At 63.7% G+C, this 16,698-nt stretch carries 17 protein-coding genes; 6 read left to right on the forward strand and 11 right to left on the reverse strand.

The genetic code is table 11. The annotated features are described in order from the left end of the window. Positions 1-90 precede the first annotated feature (90 nt). A complete protein-coding gene (locus tag PCE31106_RS12390; RefSeq protein ID WP_026132158.1) occupies positions 91-1,629 on the reverse strand; it encodes an MFS transporter in 1,539 nt (512 codons plus the stop codon). 586 nt (positions 1,630-2,215) lie between these two features. On the opposite strand from PCE31106_RS12390, the gene PCE31106_RS12395 reads away from it, so the two are divergent. Both PCE31106_RS12395 and PCE31106_RS12400 read left to right on the forward strand, forming a co-directional pair. After that, complete coding sequence (locus PCE31106_RS12395) at positions 2,216-2,557, forward strand: hypothetical protein (RefSeq protein ID WP_150563451.1); 342 nt, start codon at positions 2,216-2,218, stop codon at positions 2,555-2,557. A 96-nt stretch (positions 2,558-2,653) separates the two neighbouring features. After that, positions 2,654-3,478 carry a hypothetical protein gene (locus tag PCE31106_RS12400; RefSeq protein WP_150563452.1) on the forward strand — a complete coding sequence of 275 codons (825 nt, stop codon included), beginning with the start codon at positions 2,654-2,656 and terminating at the stop codon, positions 3,476-3,478. 90 nt (positions 3,479-3,568) lie between these two features. Here PCE31106_RS12400 and msrA read toward each other — a convergent pair whose 3' ends face one another. From msrA to PCE31106_RS12450, 10 genes are all read right to left on the reverse strand, one after another. Further along, positions 3,569-4,144, reverse strand: a complete 576-nt coding sequence (gene msrA, locus PCE31106_RS12405; RefSeq protein WP_246181909.1) for a peptide-methionine (S)-S-oxide reductase MsrA — start codon at positions 4,142-4,144, stop codon at positions 3,569-3,571. Positions 4,145-4,302: 158 nt separating this feature from the next. Then, positions 4,303-5,250 (reverse strand): formimidoylglutamase, encoded by a 948-nt coding sequence (gene hutG, locus PCE31106_RS12410; protein WP_150563453.1) that lies wholly within the window; start codon positions 5,248-5,250, stop codon positions 4,303-4,305. A gap of 19 nt (positions 5,251-5,269) precedes the next feature. Then, a complete protein-coding gene (locus PCE31106_RS12415; RefSeq protein ID WP_017235008.1) occupies positions 5,270-6,046 on the reverse strand; it encodes an amino acid ABC transporter ATP-binding protein in 777 nt (258 codons plus the stop codon). Beyond that, the gene (locus PCE31106_RS12420; protein ID WP_150563454.1) at positions 6,043-6,711 is read right to left on the reverse strand and encodes an amino acid ABC transporter permease; all 669 of its coding nucleotides are present in this window, start codon (positions 6,709-6,711) and stop codon (positions 6,043-6,045) included. The genes PCE31106_RS12415 and PCE31106_RS12420 overlap by 4 nt, the downstream gene beginning before the upstream one ends. Positions 6,712-6,823: 112 nt before the next feature. Next, positions 6,824-7,561 carry a transporter substrate-binding domain-containing protein gene (locus PCE31106_RS12425; protein WP_017235006.1) on the reverse strand — a complete coding sequence of 246 codons (738 nt, stop codon included), beginning with the start codon at positions 7,559-7,561 and terminating at the stop codon, positions 6,824-6,826. Between the two features lie 37 nt (positions 7,562-7,598). Beyond that, entirely contained in the window at positions 7,599-8,345 is a 747-nt protein-coding gene (locus tag PCE31106_RS12430) for an IclR family transcriptional regulator (protein WP_017235005.1), read from the reverse strand. A gap of 245 nt (positions 8,346-8,590) precedes the next feature. Next, a complete protein-coding gene (locus tag PCE31106_RS12435; RefSeq protein WP_150563455.1) occupies positions 8,591-10,141 on the reverse strand; it encodes a class I adenylate-forming enzyme family protein in 1,551 nt (516 codons plus the stop codon). Between the two features lie 45 nt (positions 10,142-10,186). Continuing rightward, entirely contained in the window at positions 10,187-11,431 is a 1,245-nt protein-coding gene (locus PCE31106_RS12440; RefSeq protein WP_017235003.1) for an acyl-CoA dehydrogenase family protein, read from the reverse strand. 9 nt (positions 11,432-11,440) lie between these two features. Further along, positions 11,441-12,238, reverse strand: coding sequence for an alpha/beta fold hydrolase (locus PCE31106_RS12445; RefSeq protein ID WP_150563456.1), 798 nt, complete (start codon positions 12,236-12,238; stop codon positions 11,441-11,443). Then, on the reverse strand, positions 12,235-13,284 hold the full coding sequence (locus PCE31106_RS12450) for a 2,5-dihydroxypyridine 5,6-dioxygenase NicX family protein (protein ID WP_017231672.1): 1,050 nt from the start codon (positions 13,282-13,284) through the stop codon (positions 12,235-12,237). The genes PCE31106_RS12445 and PCE31106_RS12450 overlap by 4 nt, the downstream gene beginning before the upstream one ends. 160 nt (positions 13,285-13,444) lie before the next feature. Between PCE31106_RS12450 and PCE31106_RS12455 the strand changes: the two genes are divergently transcribed. The 4 genes from PCE31106_RS12455 to kynU all read left to right on the forward strand — a co-directional run bounded on the left by PCE31106_RS12455 (position 13,445) and on the right by kynU (position 16,693). Then, positions 13,445-13,963, forward strand: a complete 519-nt coding sequence (locus tag PCE31106_RS12455) for a flavin reductase family protein (protein WP_130026652.1) — start codon at positions 13,445-13,447, stop codon at positions 13,961-13,963. Positions 13,964-13,971: 8 nt separating this feature from the next. After that, complete coding sequence (locus tag PCE31106_RS12460; protein ID WP_150563457.1) at positions 13,972-14,436, forward strand: MarR family winged helix-turn-helix transcriptional regulator; 465 nt, start codon at positions 13,972-13,974, stop codon at positions 14,434-14,436. 255 nt (positions 14,437-14,691) lie between these two features. Beyond that, positions 14,692-15,357, forward strand: coding sequence for an arylformamidase (gene kynB / locus PCE31106_RS12465; protein ID WP_017231669.1), 666 nt, complete (start codon positions 14,692-14,694; stop codon positions 15,355-15,357). Positions 15,358-15,439: 82 nt separating this feature from the next. After that, on the forward strand, positions 15,440-16,693 hold the full coding sequence (gene kynU, locus PCE31106_RS12470) for a kynureninase (RefSeq protein ID WP_150563458.1): 1,254 nt from the start codon (positions 15,440-15,442) through the stop codon (positions 16,691-16,693). Positions 16,694-16,698: the final 5 nt, after the last annotated feature.

Below are 16,698 nucleotides of genomic sequence, written 5' to 3' on the forward strand. Positions count from 1 at the left end.
CGGCATTTTGACGGGGGGTTCTCGCACCCCATGCTTTGGCTTTCAGACACCCGGCGAAGTCCGTTCGGACAACGCCGAACGGTTCTCGGCTTATTCGGGTGCGGCCACGGCCGAGCGATCGTGTCGCTTGGGAAACTGAATCTGCCGGATACGGCGCACCAGCAATGCGGCGGCAATCGCCGCGATGCCCGTGAGCAGCACCCCCGCGTGGACGGCGTTCACGAGCGTCTGGCGAGCGGTTTCGACCAGCGGCATGCCGTCGATTCCCATGGCCCGCAGATCGGTCAACAGGTCGGCACGCAGGACCGGATCGATCAGGATGCGCGGGTCGAGCGCGCGCCCGACGGCATGGGCCGCCGGCGTACCGTCGTAACCCGACACCACACCGGCCACCCCGTTGGCATACCAGTGATTGACCAGCGTGCCCACAATCGTCGTGCCGAGCATGCCGCCGACCATGCGCGTCGACTGCAACAGCGCGGTGGTGATGCCGAAACGTTCGCGCCCGGCGATTTCCTGCCCGAACACGTTCATGTTGTTCAGGATGAAGCCGATGCCAATGCCCGCACAGCCCATCATCAGGGCGATCATGCCGTGCGACGTCACGCGATGGGACAGCCCCACCCCGGCCGAGGCCACGGCCAGCAGACAGAACCCGAGGATCAGCATGTTGGTCGGACGCGACAGGCGCACCACGATCGGCGTATTGATGAAGCTGCCCAGCGCGATGCACGCGGCGAGCGGTGTCGCGATCAAGCCGGCCGCCTGCGGGCTGAGACCGAAGCCGCCCTGCAACAGCAATGGCGCGAAGAAGATCAGCGAGTACATCACGAAGCCGATCAGCACCGACAATGTGAAGAGCACCACGAGCTGCGGGTGACGGAACATGTCGAGCGGCACGATGGGATGGGTGGCGCGCCGTTCCGTGCGCAGCAATACCCAGAAGCCGATCGCAACCCCGGCAATCAACAGCCCATTCCCGAGCGATACGCCATGGGCCGGTAAGTTCTCGATGAACACCTGAAAGCCGCCGAGTACGACGGCGATCCACAGTGCGCCACGCCAGTCGACGCGCACGTCGCCTTGATGTGCCGACGGAAACTTGGGCAGGTATCGCCAGACGAAATACAGCGCCGCCAGACCGACCGGCAGGTTCACGAAAAATGTCGAGCGCCAGCCGAAATGCTCGGAGAGCAGGCCCCCCAGCGATGGCCCCGCCGCCGTGCCGATGCCATAGGCCGTGGTGATCACGACCTGCCAGCGCACGCGCGAGCGAGCGTCCGGGAACAGGTCGGGCACGGAGGCGAAAGCGGTACCGACCATCATGCCGCCACCGATCCCCTGCAATCCGCGCGCGAAAACGAGGAACGGCATGTTGGGGGCCAGACCGCAAAGCACCGAGGCGACGGTAAAGGTCAGCACCGAGGCGATCACGAACCGGCGACGACCGAAGTAATCGCCAAGTCTTCCGAACACCGGCACGGTCACGACGGAGGCCAGCAGGTAAATGCTCGCGATCCAGGCGTAATACTCAAAGCCCTTGAGTTCGGCGACGATGGACGGCAATGCAGTACTGACGACGGTCTGGTCGAGAGCGACCAGCATGTTGACGAGCGCAATGCCAATCATGGCCATCAACGCATCGCGAAAAGGCAGGGGGCGCACGGCGGGCTACCTGAAGACTACATGGAGGGGAGCCGCCATTTTACGTGAAAATTAATGAACATATGAACGGTTAGGCGCGGCGCGGGTTTCCGGGCCCTATCGCCCGCGATGCCCCGGCGGGCGGAGATCCGCCCGTGCGAAACCCACGACGGCGGCCATCGCTGAAGAAAAATTCAACGGCAGACCGAGGCACATTCACCACCACGACGGTCGCCTCGGTGCGCGTCGTCTCACCGGTGCCGCCAAAACCAGGCGTTATCCGATACCCCTTTCGGACGCTCCTTTAGCCCGTCAGCCCGCGCAACAGGCATGATCGATTCGTTGGCGGGACATCGATCGAATCCGATCACCAGCCTTGGATGGCGTCGGGCCCCGGCAAGCATGTCAGCGCCCATAGGACGTCGCTGCGTCGCCGAACGCCGTACGTTTCGACAGCGCGACGCAAATCCTGCAAGGTCCAGGCGATTTGCGAAAACCGTACCAGAACAACGGCCGCACCATCGCTCGACACGTCAGGAAGCGTCGTCGTCACTTCTCAGGAGATACGACCATGAAAAACCGACCTGTGCGCGAGGACTATCGACGCTGGCTGGAAGCGCAGACCGCCACAACGTCAGACAGCGAGCCGCGCCCGGCTCGAATCGCCCCGGCGTTGCCGTCGGTACTGCCATTTGCCGGCTACGTGGTCTGGTTTCACACGAGTCTTACGTTTCTCGACATCCGTTTCGATCACCACCGCTTCGAAATCGTGACGCAACAGGTGCCGAGCGCGGTCGAAGCGTTCTTCTTCGACAGCATCGACGCTGCCTATGGACACGCGGTGCATGTCGGAGAGCCATGTCTGATCCTGTTTGCGGCAGCCCGTGGTGCGTCCGTAAGTGTCGTGGGTTGACGCAGTCCGTCCGGCGACGATTGCCGTCACGCGCCCATCGACTTTTCTCAGCGCCCCCCCCTTTCCCCGCATGACCGACTTCAGGGAGCATGAACCATGCCGTTCCTCGCCTTGGCAATTCCTTACGCGCAATCCAACCCGGTTTCGTATGAGATTGACGCTCGCACGCATCGCCACGAAATCGCCATCGATATCGAAAAGATCGAGAATCAGACGCACGCGTGGAAACCCACGTCGCAAGCTGCGAAGCGATCCAACGCGCCTCTTCAGCGTGCCACCTTCGCGTGCCGCACCATTCCAGCCAACGACTACTTCGATAATGTGCTCGCGGAACTCGTCACTCCGCTTAGAGAGTGCGGGGCACCGCGATACGCCGACAATGCCGAACTTCGCAAGACGCTCGGCGACTTGCTGACGCTTCACCCTGACGGCGCCAGACTCTCGGTCGACGCGCGAATCAGAGCGTTGGGGCTGCCGTCGCTGCTGCGAGACGATCCGGCTTATTTACCCGGCACGCTAAGCGCATTGACCTACGACATTGGGGCCCACAGTATCGATATCGGCCGGTTCACGTTCCCGGAACTTGACGTCGCGCAAGAGGCGGCATTTCTGTTCGCCGGCGAGAGTGAACTGGCGTTTCTCCATGAAGGCAATCCTCACGCCTCGCTTATCCGGAAAGATCACTCGGCGATTCTCGCCTTTCATTACCGCGCAGCGGGGATGCGCGGACACACCACGTTGCCGCCCAATGGATACGCACTGGCGATCCAGGATGACACGACCCTCTGCGATTTCACTTCGCAGTTGGCGCGATGCCAACAACAAACCGATCTGAGCCGCTCACCTCGCTCAGTCGAGAACCGCCACACCCGTCACAATCCGCTCGACCTGATGCAAAACGGCATGTGCGTGATTCTTTGACGTCAGGGCGGCCCTACCTCGCCGCCGCCCTGAGTCTCCACACGTCAGTCGATAGGTGACGAACGGGGCGGCGGTCGAGGGTTGGCGTGGTTATGCGGCCGACTTAAGGCGTCGCGCAAACTTCTCGCGGAATTTCTTGAGCTTCGGCGCCACGACATACGCGCAGTAGCCCTGATCGGGATGCTGGCGGAAGTAATTCTGGTGATACGCTTCGGCGGGCCAGAACGTCTGCGCGGGCACCACTTGCGTGACAATCGGATGCGCATAGGTCATCTCGGCCATCAACTCGGCGATGAGATGTTCTGCCGCCGTTTTCTGCGCCTCGTCCTGATAGAAGATGGCGGAGCGATACTGCGTGCCGATGTCGTTGCCCTGGCGATTGACGGTCGTCGGATCGTGGATCTGGAAGAACACGATCAGCAGTTCCTCAAACGTGACGACGCCGGGGTCGTAGGTCAGCCGCACCACTTCCGCGTGACCGGTCTCGCCCTCGCAGACTTGCTCGTAGGTCGGGTTGTCGACATGACCGCCCTCGTAGCCCGAGACTACGGACTTGACGCCATCGAGCTGCTGGTAGCAGGCCTCGAGGCACCAGAAACAACCACCGGCCAGCGTGGCAACTTCCATATGGGTATTGCTCAGGGAGTTCGTCTGCTCTGTCATCATGACCTCGCTTGTCGACTGTGATTTTGCCGCGGCGCACCAAACCAATAGGGCGGGCGATCCATGGTTCGATCGCCCGCCCTATTGTCGCGCAGAAGTCCGGTGAACGGCGCAAATAACCCTATGCGGCCCGCATGTCGCGCCCGCGCATGACTAACGGCCTAGCCCTGAAATTGCGTGATGAGCGGATGCAGCAGACGCGCACCGACGCGGGCCGTGAGACCGTCGCGGTCGTACGTCGGGTTGTACTCGGCGATATCCGCCACGCGCAGCTTGCCCGAACGACGCACCACACCGATCAGCGCCTCGACCACTTCGAGCGCCACGCCATGAGCCGCCGGCGCCGACACCCCCGGCGCCTTCTCGCCCGGCAAAACGTCCATGTCGATGGTCAGGTACACGTGGCTCACCTCGGCGAGCATTGCATCGAGTCGTTCGCACATTTCCGGCAGACGATGCGCCAACATGGCCTCATCGAGCCAATAGTCGACCTGCAACGCCGCCGCCCGCTCGAACAGTGCGTCGGTATTGCTGTAACGGCTCACGCCAAGACACGCGTAGCGGAAAGGCGCCTGACGGCCCGCGAGCCACTGCGAGATTTGCCAGAAGGGGGTCCCCGAACTGGCGCTCGGCTGGGCACGCAAATCGAAGTGGGCGTCGAAGTTGAGGACCAGGATCGGCTCGTCGCGCAGGCGGTCGCCGAAATGCTCGGCCACGCCAAGGAATGTGCCGTAGGCGATCTCGTGTCCGCCGCCCAGTACCACCGGACGGGCGCCCGCCGCCAGCACCTCGGCCACGCGATGGCCGAGCGCGGCCTGCGCCGCTTCGAGCCGGCCGTCGGCACACACAATATTGCCGCCGTCGAACACCGCGGGCGAGCCCTGCACAGGCAAGCTCGCCAGCGCGCGACGCAGCATGTCCGGGCCGGCGACGGCGCCCAAACGTCCGTGATTCCGGCGTACGCCTTCGTCACTGCAAAACCCCAGCACAACGGCGCCACCCGCGACCTGCGACGCGTCGTAGTCGCGCAGCACCTGATGCAGACGCAGGGTGTGGCCGGCTTCACCGGTATCCACGCGGCCTTGCCAGACCGTTCGATCGATTGTCATACGTTTTGCCTGCCTTGCCTTACCGTGCAATAACCGCTTGCAGAAACTCCCGCGTACGCGCTTCGCGCGGCGCGGTGAAGATCTGCTCGGGCGACCCGGCTTCGATGATCCGGCCCTGGTCCATCACCACCACGACATCCGCCACTTCGCGTGCGAACCCCATCTCATGCGTGACGACGAGCATCGTCATGCCGTCGTTCGCCAGCGTCTTCATCACTTGCAGGACTTCACCCACCAGTTCCGGATCGAGCGCCGACGTCGGCTCGTCGAACAACATGACCTGCGGCTGCATGGCCAGCGCGCGGGCAATCGCCACACGCTGCTTCTGGCCGCCCGAGAGCGTGCCGGGGAAGACGTCCGCCTTTGCAGCCAGCCCCACCTTGGCGAGCAGTTCGCGGGCCAGTGTCTCGGCCTCGGCGGCCTTCATGCCGCGCAGCTTGCGCGGCGCGAGCGTCACATTCTCGAGCACCGTCAAGTGCGGGAACAGATTGAACGACTGAAACACCATGCCCACTTCGGTGCGCAGTTGATTGAGGGCGTTCTCGCCCATCATCTTGCCGTGATCGACGAGCTTGTGGCCGACAATCTCGATCGTGCCCTGCTCGGCCGTCTCCAGCCCGTTGCAGCAGCGCAGGAACGTACTCTTGCCCGAGCCGCTCGGGCCGATGACGACGACCACCTGGCGCGCATCGACTTCGAAATCGATGCCCTTGAGTACCTGAAGGCTACCGTAAGCCTTGCCCAGTCCTTCGATCTTCAGGATCGGCGCGCCGAATTCCTTCTTCGCTTCGTTCATTGCACGGCACCTCCGGCACGCAGGGACTTCTCGGCGCGCTGCAGCAGCAGCGTGGTGGTGCCGGTCAGAATCAGATAGACAAACGCAATCGCCAGATACACTTCGAGCGAGCGGTACGACACGCTGATGATCTTCTGGCCTTCGTGCATCACGTCGTGAATCGTGAGCAGCGACACCAGCGCAGAGTTCTTGATCAGCGCGATGAATTCATTGCCCAGCGGCGGGATCATGCGCACGATCGCCTGCGGCAGAATCACCGAACGCATGGCCATGCCGTAAGGCATGCCGAGCGAGCGGGCGGCTTCCATCTGACCACGTTCGATCGACTGGATGGCACCGCGCACAATTTCCGAGACGTAGGCGCCGCTATAGATGCCCAGGCCCAGTACACCGCACAGGAATGCCGGCAGCAGAATGTTGAACTGCGGCAGGCCGAAGAACAAAATGAAGAGTTGCACCAGCAGCGGCGTACCGCGAATGAATGTGACGTAGGCGGTACAAATGCCGTAGCGAATGCGATGCGCCGGATTCAGGCGGCCCATGCCGATCAGCAAACCCAACACGCAGCCCAGCGCCAGCGCGCAGGCCGTTACCTCGACGGTCACGAGCGCGCCCCGCGCGAGGTCTTGCCAGTTGGCCCACACCGGCGAAAAATCGAGTTCCATGCGTACTCCGTCAGTAGCTCTACGGCTTTATTGCGTCGGCGGGCGCCGTCTCCCCATTCGGGGCAACGGTCGACCCGCCCGGTATTACGTTGGCATTACGTTGGTGAAAAATTTACTTCGCAGCACCGAAGTACTTGGTGACCAGCGCGGCGTAGGTGCCGTCGGCACGCACCTTCTCAAGCGCCTTGTTCATCTCGTTGGTCAGCTCGGTGTCGCCCTTGCGCACGGCAAAACCATAGCGCTCGACCGTCAGCGTCTTGTCGAGCACCTTCACGACCGGGTTCGCCTTGGCGTACAACAGCGCCGCAGGCTTACCGGTCACGGCGGCGTCGGCGCGGCCAATCTTCACGAGTTCGAACATCTGGTCGTTCTTCTCGACTTCCACGCGCTCGACCTTCGGGTAGCTTTCCTTCAGGAACTGCACCGACTTCGTGCCCACCTGGACCGACACCTTCTTGCCGTTCAGGTCGGCCGGTTCCTTGATGGCCGTGTTGTCAGCCTTGACCAGAATCGCCAGACCGCCGGTGTAGTACGGATGCGTGAAATTCACGACCTTCAGGCGCTCGTCGGTGATATAGATCGCCGATGCAGCCACGTCGGCACGCTTTGACAGCACGGCCGGGATCAGGCCCTTGAAATCGATGTCGATCCACTCGATCTTCTTGCCCATGACCTTGCCGAGGGCTTCGATCATCTCGACGTCGAACCCGGTACGCTTGCCGTTTTCCACGTATTCGAACGGCGGGAAGGTCGCATCGGTGGCGACACGCAGCACGTCGTCGGCCGCGAAAACCTTGCTCGAGCAGGTGATGGCCAGCGCCATCGTGAACAGGATGTGACGCAATTTCATCTGGGACTCCTTCGTGTAGTCTCGGTCGGATAACCGGTTAAAAGTATTGCAATCGATTCGAAATACGCTCGGCTGCCGCCAACGTGAGGCGAATCAGCTCGTCGTGGCGCTGAGCCACACGCACGGCCGGCGCCATCAAGGTGATGGTGCCTTCCAGACGCTCCTTGGCGGCGAACACCGGGGCCGACACGCCCCAGACGCCGAAGTCGACTTCGCTTTCGGACACCGCATACCGCTGCTTGCGGATCTCCTCGACCTGCGCAACCAGACGCTCCTGCGCCACCGGCTGGCCCGCCAGTTGTCGGCTGATCAAGCTCTCGCGGGTGGCTTGCGGCAGGAACGAGAGCAGCGCCTTGGCGGAAGCGCCATGCACCAGCGGGTGGGCACGCCCCTTCGCAAAGGAGCAACGCAGCGATTGCTCGCTCTCGTGCATGTCAAGGCAAACGACCTGGCCATTCGCGGCGACCAGCAGACCCACGGTCTCGCCGGTGCGCTGCACGAGGGCTTCGATTTCTTCGCGTGCCTGAGTGACAAGATGCGAGTTGTGGTCGAAACCCCACGCCAATTGCACGCCGACCGGGCCCGGTTCGTAGAGCGCCTCATGGGCGTGCTCCTGCACCAGGCCCCACTTCTTGAGCGGCACGAGGTGGCGGTAAACGGTAGAGAGCGGCAAGCTCGTTTGCGCGGCGATCTCGCGTGCCGCGATCGGTCGTCCATGACGTGCGACCGTCACAAGCACTTGCAACACGCGCTCTGAGACCGATTGCGCTTCGGTGGTGTCCATCGTCTTAAAAAGCCAAAGAAAGCAAAGAAATCAGCGGGCTACCCCGTTGATGACGACATGGGCGCTATCTTGCGACGCAATTCCCAAAGTAAAAAATTGAATTCCCACCCGATGGTAACAAACCAAAGGATTACGCATAGGGATTTTCCCTTACGCATTACGCGGGCGACGCATAAAAAAACGCCGAACCCCTTATGAAATAAGGGATTCGGCGTTTTTCAGCGAACACCGGGTGATCTTTTTTATTATCGACCGAGCATCGACGTTTGCGATTCAGAGGCCGCCGATAACCAGCCAATGAGAATCGGCTTCTGCACTTTCCCAAGGGCGCTCTTCGGCAGCGCGTCGACGATGACCACCCGTCGCGGTAATTTGAAGCGAGCGATGCGTGCGCCGAGGAAATCGAGCACGGATTGTTGCGTCGCGCTCGCCGATGACGCGGACACGACGACGGCAACGGGCACCTCGCCCCATCGCTCATCCGGCACCCCGACGACAGCGGCCTCCAACACGCCCGGACAGTCGACCAGCGCGTTTTCAATTTCTGCCGGATAGATGTTCTCGCCGCCCGAGATGATCATGTCCTTGCTGCGACCCACGACTTCGAAACAGCCGTCGTCGCGCAACCGTGCCAGATCGCCGGAGTGAAACCAGCCGCCTTCAAATGAAGCGTGGTCCGGCGCGCGCCAGTACTCGCGCATCACATTCGGCGCGCGCACGAGAATCTCGCCAACCTCTCCGGCGAGAACCGGCTGGCCCGCGGCATCGGTCAGGCGGACTTCCACGCCGGGGCACGCCCGGCCAACCGTGCCGGGATGGGCCTTCGCCTCGCCGAAGCGCAACGCGATCGACACCGGCCCGGTCTCGGTCGCGCCATAGACTTGCCCGAGCGGAATGCCGCGCGCATGGAAGGCGTCGATGGCCGACATCGGCACAACGCTGGACCCGGCCATCACGCCGCGCAACGAGGACAGATCGGTCGTCTGCCATAGCGGGTGGCATTGCACCGCGCGCATTGTCGCGGGCACCATCAACGACAGCGTCGGCCGATGTTTCGCCACGTCGGTGAGCCAGGCGGCCGGATCGAAGCGCGGATGCAACGTAACGCTCGCCCCGCGCAACAGCGCCGGTAACGTCTGGATGCACAAACCGCCGACGTGGAACATCGGCAAGGTCGAGAGGACGTGGTCGTCGGCACGCATCTCGTGCGCCCACCAACTGGCCTCGGCGTTGGCCAGCAGCCCGGCCTGTGTGTGCAAGGCCCCCTTGGGCTCGCCGGTTGTGCCCGACGTATAGGCGAGCAACACGGGGGCATCGGCGGCAACGTCCGGGTAATCGACCGGCTTGATCGACGGCACCGCGATCAGCCCTTCGATCGACGCAATAGCCGGTGGCGGCAGGGCGGTGTCGCCAGTGACTTCAAGCGCATCGCGAATCTGACGGGCCATGTCGCGATGCGTCGCGTCTGACCAGAGCACGCGCACCCCGGCATGGCGCACGATGGCCGCCAGTTCGGGAACGGCGAGACGGAAATTCAGCGGCAGGAAGATGGCGCCGGCACGTGCGCACGCGAACAACAGCGCCAGTTGCAGCTCGTCGTTCAGCCCCAGGCATGCGACGCGCTCGCCCGGGGCGATCCGCCACGTGCCGCGCAGATGGCCGCCCACACGTTCGATGCGGCGCCAAAGTGCGGCGAAGTCGGTCTGCTGCGCTTCGTCGCCAACGCCGCAGCGCAGCGCCAGCCGCTGCGGCGTGGCACGTGCGTGACGGGCAAGCGCTTCTACAAAGGGCGTCAACTGATTCTCCGTGACAAGAGAGACGGTGAGGCGTGAGTGCGTAGCTTACTCGTCGCGCTCGCCCGGTTCGTAAAGCGCCTCGCGGCCGATGCGATCGAGGCACAGCTCCGCGGTCCAGGGCAACATCAGCGCACCGCAACGCGAATCACGATACAGGCGTTCGAGCGGCAGCGTCTTGAGCATCGACTGTCCGCCGCACGTACGAATGGCCAGACGGCACAGCTCGTTGGCATTCTCCATGATCGTGTACTGCGCCGCATAGGCGCGCAGACGCGCCTCCTTGCCCGGGTCGGCCCGGCCGTCCTGCAACGCGCGCAGGAAAAGCGCGCGCGTCTGCTCGAGCATGATGTGCATCTGCGCGACGGCAATCTGCTTGGTCGGATACATACGACGCTTGACTGGCGCCCCCATGCCCTCGGCTTCCCCTCGCAAATAGCGCACCGTGAAATCGTACGCGGCCTGAGCGATGCCCATGTACGTCGGGGCCAGCGTCATGAACATGTGCGGCCAACGACTGGCGGCCTGATAGTAGACGCCGCGCGGCATCAATTGCAGTTCGTCGGGAACGAACACATCCTTGAAAAGCAGCGTGCGCGAGACGGTGCCGCGCATGCCGAGCGGATCCCAGTCGCCGGTCACGGTGACGCCCGGGGCGTCGCCGGGCACCGCGATATAGAACGTGTCCTTCATCGACAACTCGGGCTTGTCTTCGGTGCACAGCACGCCGTAGTAGTTCGCCGCCCCCGAGAGCGACGCGAAGATCTTGCGTCCGTTGATCTTCCACCCGCCGTCGACTTTCGTCGCCGTGGTGCCGAACGGCGCCTTGCCCGCCGCGGCCGCGCTGCCCTCGGAGAACGGTTGCGCATAGATCGCCCCGTCCTGGATCACGCGCGCGAAGTGATGCTCGCGATAGCGCGCGTGCTCGGCGCGTTGCTCGGGCGTCATGTCGAGATCGTCGGCGAGAATGCCGGTCCACATCATCGAACATGTGTGCATGTTGAACGTAAGCGCCGTCGCACCGCAATGGCGGCCCAGTTCGGCGGAGACCATCATGTACGTGGCGAAATCGGCGCCCAGGCCGCCGTCCGATTCGGGAATGCACAACTTCAGCAAACCAGCGGCGCGCATGTCGTCGTAGTTCTCGAACGGGAACGACGCTTCGCGATCCCAGCGGGCGGCGCGCGGCGCGAGCGACTCGCGTCCCACCTGCTCGGCCAGCGCCAGCAGGCGCCGTTGCTTGTCCGTGAGCGGATGATGCTCGCCGACGATCGAAGGGGGCTGATAGGCCACGGTGGTCTCCTAGAGTGATTCGAGGAAGGCGCGCACCTCGGCATTGAATTCCGCCGGATGCGTCAGATTCATGAGATGCCCTGCGCCGGGCAGGCAAACGTAGCGCGCCGCCGGGATGGCGTCGGCCATGCGCGCCATGACTTTCGCCGGCGCGTTGGTGTCGTGCTCACCGGCGATCAGCAGCACCGGCACGGCAAGACGCGCGAGTGCGGCGCGCTGTTCGAAACCGACCAGCGCCTGGAGCGCCGCGCGGTAGGCCACGGGCGTGAGCGCGCCCATCGCATCGACGGCCAGTGTGTGCGCACTCGCGCGCGCGGTCGCGGATGGGTCGCCAAGCATGCCCGGCACGATGGCTTCAGCCATTTCGCGCAAGGTCTTGCCTGCGTCGAGCGGGGCGGTACGCTGCCGCACGAACTCGCGCTGAAAGTCGCCGTCGGGCTTGCCGAACGCGGGCGACGTGCCGCACAGGATCAGCGCGGCGATATCGCGCGTGAATGGCGCGCCGCGCGCCATCAGCTCCTGCGCGACCATGCCGCCCATGCTGTGGCCGACGAGCACGAAACGCGAGGGCCCCAACGCGTCGAGCAGCGTTCGCAAGCGGTCGGCCAGCGCCGCCATTGTCGCCTCGGCGGGCATGGCGCTCTCGCCGTAACCGGGCATGTCCCAGGCGGCCACGCGATAACCGGCCGCCACGAACGTCTCGAATTGCGCGGGCCACACGTGACGATTGCCGCCGATGCCATGCAGCAGCACGAGCGTGAGCGGGCCGTCACCGGCGATGCGACAGGCGGGCACGAGGCGCGTCATGACGCGAACTCGCCTTGCAATTGCCCGTCGCGCACCACGACGTCGCCGTCGAGCGCGATCGTGCAACGCCGCAGCGGCAGGTCGAAATGCCCGAGCGTGTGACGTCCCGCCACTTCGTTGGCACCGGTCGAGTACAGGAAGTTGCCCGCAAAGGCGCGCTGCTCGGTGCCGTTGCAATCGCGTTTGTCGTAACAGGCGAGTGCGTCCCAGCGGGCACGAGGGTTCAGGCCGAAGCCGACGTGCGAGACGGCATAGGCGTCGCGATCGCCCCACGCCGCGAAGTAGTCGCGCATGAGGTCGACGTCCACACCTTCGCCATCGATGGCGACAACATAGTCGTCTTCGACGGTGAGCGCGATGCGATCGCGCAGATATTGCTTGAATGTGAGGTTGATGTCGCCGGGGGCCAGCACGAGCTGTCCGTTCACGCTGTGCGCGGCGGGAAATGCCAGCGCCAGACCGCCCGGCCAGTGGGCCACCTGCCCCGGCTTGGCGCACCAGCCCCAGACGCCGCCCACACGCGCATCGCGAAGCCCGATGCGCAGATCGGTACCGGCGGCGGAGGTGACGTGCATTTGGGCGGCCGCGCGCAAACGCTTGATCGCGGCGCGCACTTTCGGTTCGAGCGCCGGATCGGTCGCGCAACGTTCCAGAATTTCGGGATGTTCGTTTGAGACCATCAACACGCGCGCACCGCCGCCGAGGATGTCGGGCAGTTCAGGGGCATGCAACAGGCCTTCGACCGTGCAGTCGACGACCAGTGTGGCCGCCTTGAGCGCAGCGACGACGGGCGCCAACCCACCCAGTGCGTCGCTCGCGCCGGTCGAGCGCACCGGCACCGGCGCACTCACGCGCCGACTCGGCACGACCAGCCGAAATGGCGCGGCGCCAAGCGATTCGGCGGCAAGTTGCGCTAATTCCACGTTGACAGGCCGGGATTGCGTTTCGGCTACAATCGCCACCACATCACCGGGTCCGATACCGCAGCGCCGCAAGGTCTCGGCAAATACGTCGATCCACTTATGCTCGATTCGCTCGATCAGCATATCGTCTCCTGAGCGTCTGACCTTCTCGCCTGCCGGGGACATTCCCCTCTGGCACGCGGCTGGCCGTCATGCGTCTTGTCGATCTGTTGTTCGTGCCATAGTATATGAATATTCATACAAATCAACCCGATCAAATTTGCCGGACGGGAGTGCAGGGACAGTGAACGCCAAACGCGCCTCAGCGCCAGATTTCGACAACGCGGCCTTTCGTCATGCGCTTGGTCAATTCGCGACCGGGGTGACCGTGATTACCACGCGCGCCGACGACGGATCGCTTATCGGGATCACCGCCAGTTCGTTCAACTCAGTGTCGCTCACGCCGCCGCTCATTCTGTGGAGTCTTGCCACGCGCGCAGGCAGCATGCCGGTCTTTCGCGAGAACTCGCACTATGCCGTGAATGTGCTCGCGTCCGATCAACTCGACATCTGCAAGCGTTTCGCCACGATGAAGGGCGACCGTTTTGCGGGTGTGCCTTATACGCTCTCGGCGTCGGGCACGCCGGTTCTCGACGGTGCGCTGGCCTGGTTCGAATGTCATAACCGCAGCCGCTACGACGAAGGCGACCACGTCATCTTTGTTGGCGAAGTCGAGCGTTGCGGCGTGCATGCCGACGTTGGCGAGCGCATGCCGCTGATCTTCCACGCCGGTGGCTTCCACAAGCCGCAGTCGCTCGGCTGAGCCGCCTCATGTCTGCCGCCGGTGCACCGTTCGTCGACGACTACCTGGCCTATCTGCTCGCGCGCGCGAGCACGCTGGTGTCCGACGAATTTCACCGTGAAGTCGCGGCGGCCGGGCTCGGTGTGACGGAGTGGCGTGTTCTCGCCACGCTCTCAGACGGTCGCGCGCGCACCATCAATCAACTGGCCGACATCGTGCTCGCCAAGCAGCCGACGCTCACCAAGATCGTCGACCGGCTCGAAGCGACCGGCGACGTCGTGCGCGGCGAGAGCGCCACGGACCGCCGCCAGTCGATGGTCTCGCTCACCCAGGCAGGACGTGAGCGCGTAACCCCGCTGCTCGCCAGCGCACGACGTCACGAAGCCGGCGTGCTCGCCCGCTTCGGTACAAAACAATCTACCTTGCTCAAAGCGACCCTGCGCCGGTTGATCGACGAGATGACGCAGGGGACGTCGGGACCGTCTGGAACGTAAGGGACACAGCGGGCGCAACGCCCGTGTAGGCGCATTCCGATCACCGCGCGGCAGCGTCCGAAATCGCAGATCGCCTTGCGCGGCGAATCGTCGAATATTCGATCACCTCACAATATTGTCGAATATTCTTTCTTAAAATTAAGAAAATACGATTTTTTCGATCAATTTCACGCCTCGCCATCCCCGAATACGCAAGCACTTGCGAAGCGAATTCTTCTAAGATGCGCATATCGATTGACGATTTTGCGCACACCCATGACCGAACCCCGCCACCGCCCAGCCAACACGCCCGTCGAGCGCCGCGTGTGGGATATCAGCGCGCCACTCTCGAGCGACACGCCGGTCTGGCCCGGTGACACGCCGTTCTCGGAACAGTCGGTGTGGCAGATCGGACCGGGCTGCCCGGTCAACGTCGGGCGCATCACGCTGTCGCCGCATACGGGCGCCCACGCCGACGCGCCGCGTCATTACGACGACGACGGCGCCTTTATCGGGGAAGTGGCGCTTGAGACTTATCTTGGGCCGTGCCGGGTCATTCATTGCGTTGGCGCGTCGCCGGTCGTCACGCCGGATCGGGTGGCCCCCTACCTGACAGACGTGCCGCCACGCGTGCTATTGCGCACGTATGCACAGGCCCCCGTCGCTCGCTGGGACAGTGCGTTTTGCGCCGTCGCGCCCGAGACGATCGACCTGCTCGCGGCGCATGGGGTGAAGTTGGTCGGAATCGACACGCCGTCGCTCGATCCCCAGGAGAGCAAGACGATGGACGCCCACCACCGCATTCGGGCGCATCGTATGGCGATCCTCGAAGGACTGGTGCTCGATGCCATTGCACCGTCCGATTACGAACTCATCGCGTTGCCGCTCAAGTTCATGCGACTCGATGCGAGCCCGGTGCGTGCGGTGCTGCGCTCGCTTTGAGCGGCACGTACCGCGCCGAGCGCATGACACATGACACACGACTTCCATTTTCCGCATTGCTTTCACTGACAAAACGCAAACCATGACGTCTTCTCGCAACGAATGTCTGGCCCTTGACGCGGCCGATCCGCTCGCCGCGCTGCGCGCGCAATTCGATCTGCCGCCCGGCGTGATCTATCTCGACGGCAACTCACTGGGGGCGCGCCCGGTGGCCTCGGCCCAACGCGCCCAGGAGGTGATTACGGCCGAATGGGGCGTGGGTCTCATTCGCAGTTGGAACGAGGCCGATTGGTTCGCGCTGCCGCGCACGCTCGGCGACGCCCTGGCCCCCATCGTCGGTGCCGGCAAAGGCGAAGTGGTGGTGACGGACACCACGTCGAGCAACCTCTTCAAAGTGATGGCCGCCGCCCTTGATGCGCAGCGCACCCTCGCGCCGCAACGCAAGGTGGTTGTCTCCGAGCGCAGCAACTTCCCGACCGACCTGTACATCGTGCAAGGCCTCACGCGCCTTCTCGACGACGGTTACTCGCTGCGCCTGATCGATTCGCCGGAAGAACTCCCTGCCGCGCTGGGCGACGACGTCGCCGTGGTGTTGCTCACGCATGTGAACTATCGCACCGGCGCCATGTACGACATGGCCGCGCGTACGGCCGAGATTCACGCGGCCGGTGCGCTGTGCGTGTGGGATCTGTGCCACTCCGCCGGTGCGGTGCCGGTCGATCTGAACGGCGCCAACGCCGACTACGCCGTGGGTTGCACGTACAAATATCTGAATGGCGGTCCAGGGGCCCCCGCATTCGTCTGGGTTAACAAGCGTCTCCAAGATACCTTCTGGCAGCCGCTGTCGGGTTGGTGGGGCCATCGCACGCCGTTCGCGATGCAGCCGGAATACACGCCGGACAATGGCATCGGGCGCTACCTGTGCGGCACGCAGCCGATCGTCTCGCTTTCGCTGGTGCAGTGCGGTCTGGATATTTTCGCGCAGACCTCGATGGACGCCCTGCGTCGCAAATCGCTGGCGCTGACGGATCTGTTCATCGAACTGGTGGAAGCGCGTTGCGCCGAATTCCCGCTCACGCTGGTGACGCCGCGCGATCATGCGGCGCGCGGGTCGCAGGTAAGCTTCGAGCATCCGGAGGGGTTCGCCGTGATTCAGGCGCTGATCGCGCGCGGCGTGATCGGCGACTATCGCGAGCCGCGCATCATGCGCTTCGGCATGACACCGCTTTATACGAGCTTTGCCGATGTCTGGGATTCTGTCGAAATTTTGCGTGACGTGCTGACCACGGGTTCGTGGGACAAGCCCGAGTTTCGTCGCCGCGGCGCGGTGACCTGAGCGAG

Source organism: Pandoraea cepalis (assembly GCF_902459665.1).
Classification (GTDB): domain Bacteria; phylum Pseudomonadota; class Gammaproteobacteria; order Burkholderiales; family Burkholderiaceae; genus Pandoraea; species Pandoraea cepalis.

Excerpts from the sequence above, each read along its gene's own strand:
- kynU (WP_150563458.1), top strand. The coding sequence starts at position 15,440 with ATGACGTCTTCTCGCAACGAATGTCTGGCCCTTGACGCGGCCGATCCG.
- PCE31106_RS12400 (WP_150563452.1), top strand. The coding sequence starts at position 2,654 with ATGCCGTTCCTCGCCTTGGCAATTCCTTACGCGCAATCCAACCCGGTT.
- PCE31106_RS12415 (WP_017235008.1), bottom strand. The coding sequence starts at position 6,046 with ATGAACGAAGCGAAGAAGGAATTCGGCGCGCCGATCCTGAAGATCGAA.
- PCE31106_RS12425 (WP_017235006.1), bottom strand. The coding sequence starts at position 7,561 with ATGAAATTGCGTCACATCCTGTTCACGATGGCGCTGGCCATCACCTGC.
- PCE31106_RS12395 (WP_150563451.1), top strand. The coding sequence starts at position 2,216 with ATGAAAAACCGACCTGTGCGCGAGGACTATCGACGCTGGCTGGAAGCG.
- PCE31106_RS12445 (WP_150563456.1), bottom strand. The coding sequence starts at position 12,238 with ATGACGCGCCTCGTGCCCGCCTGTCGCATCGCCGGTGACGGCCCGCTC.
- hutG (WP_150563453.1), bottom strand. The coding sequence starts at position 5,250 with ATGACAATCGATCGAACGGTCTGGCAAGGCCGCGTGGATACCGGTGAA.
- msrA (WP_246181909.1), bottom strand. The coding sequence starts at position 4,144 with ATGATGACAGAGCAGACGAACTCCCTGAGCAATACCCATATGGAAGTT.
- PCE31106_RS12430 (WP_017235005.1), bottom strand. The coding sequence starts at position 8,345 with ATGGACACCACCGAAGCGCAATCGGTCTCAGAGCGCGTGTTGCAAGTG.
- PCE31106_RS12390 (WP_026132158.1), bottom strand. The coding sequence starts at position 1,629 with ATGATTGGCATTGCGCTCGTCAACATGCTGGTCGCTCTCGACCAGACC.
- kynB (WP_017231669.1), top strand. The coding sequence starts at position 14,692 with ATGACCGAACCCCGCCACCGCCCAGCCAACACGCCCGTCGAGCGCCGC.
- PCE31106_RS12460 (WP_150563457.1), top strand. The coding sequence starts at position 13,972 with ATGTCTGCCGCCGGTGCACCGTTCGTCGACGACTACCTGGCCTATCTG.
- PCE31106_RS12450 (WP_017231672.1), bottom strand. The coding sequence starts at position 13,284 with ATGCTGATCGAGCGAATCGAGCATAAGTGGATCGACGTATTTGCCGAG.
- PCE31106_RS12420 (WP_150563454.1), bottom strand. The coding sequence starts at position 6,711 with ATGGAACTCGATTTTTCGCCGGTGTGGGCCAACTGGCAAGACCTCGCG.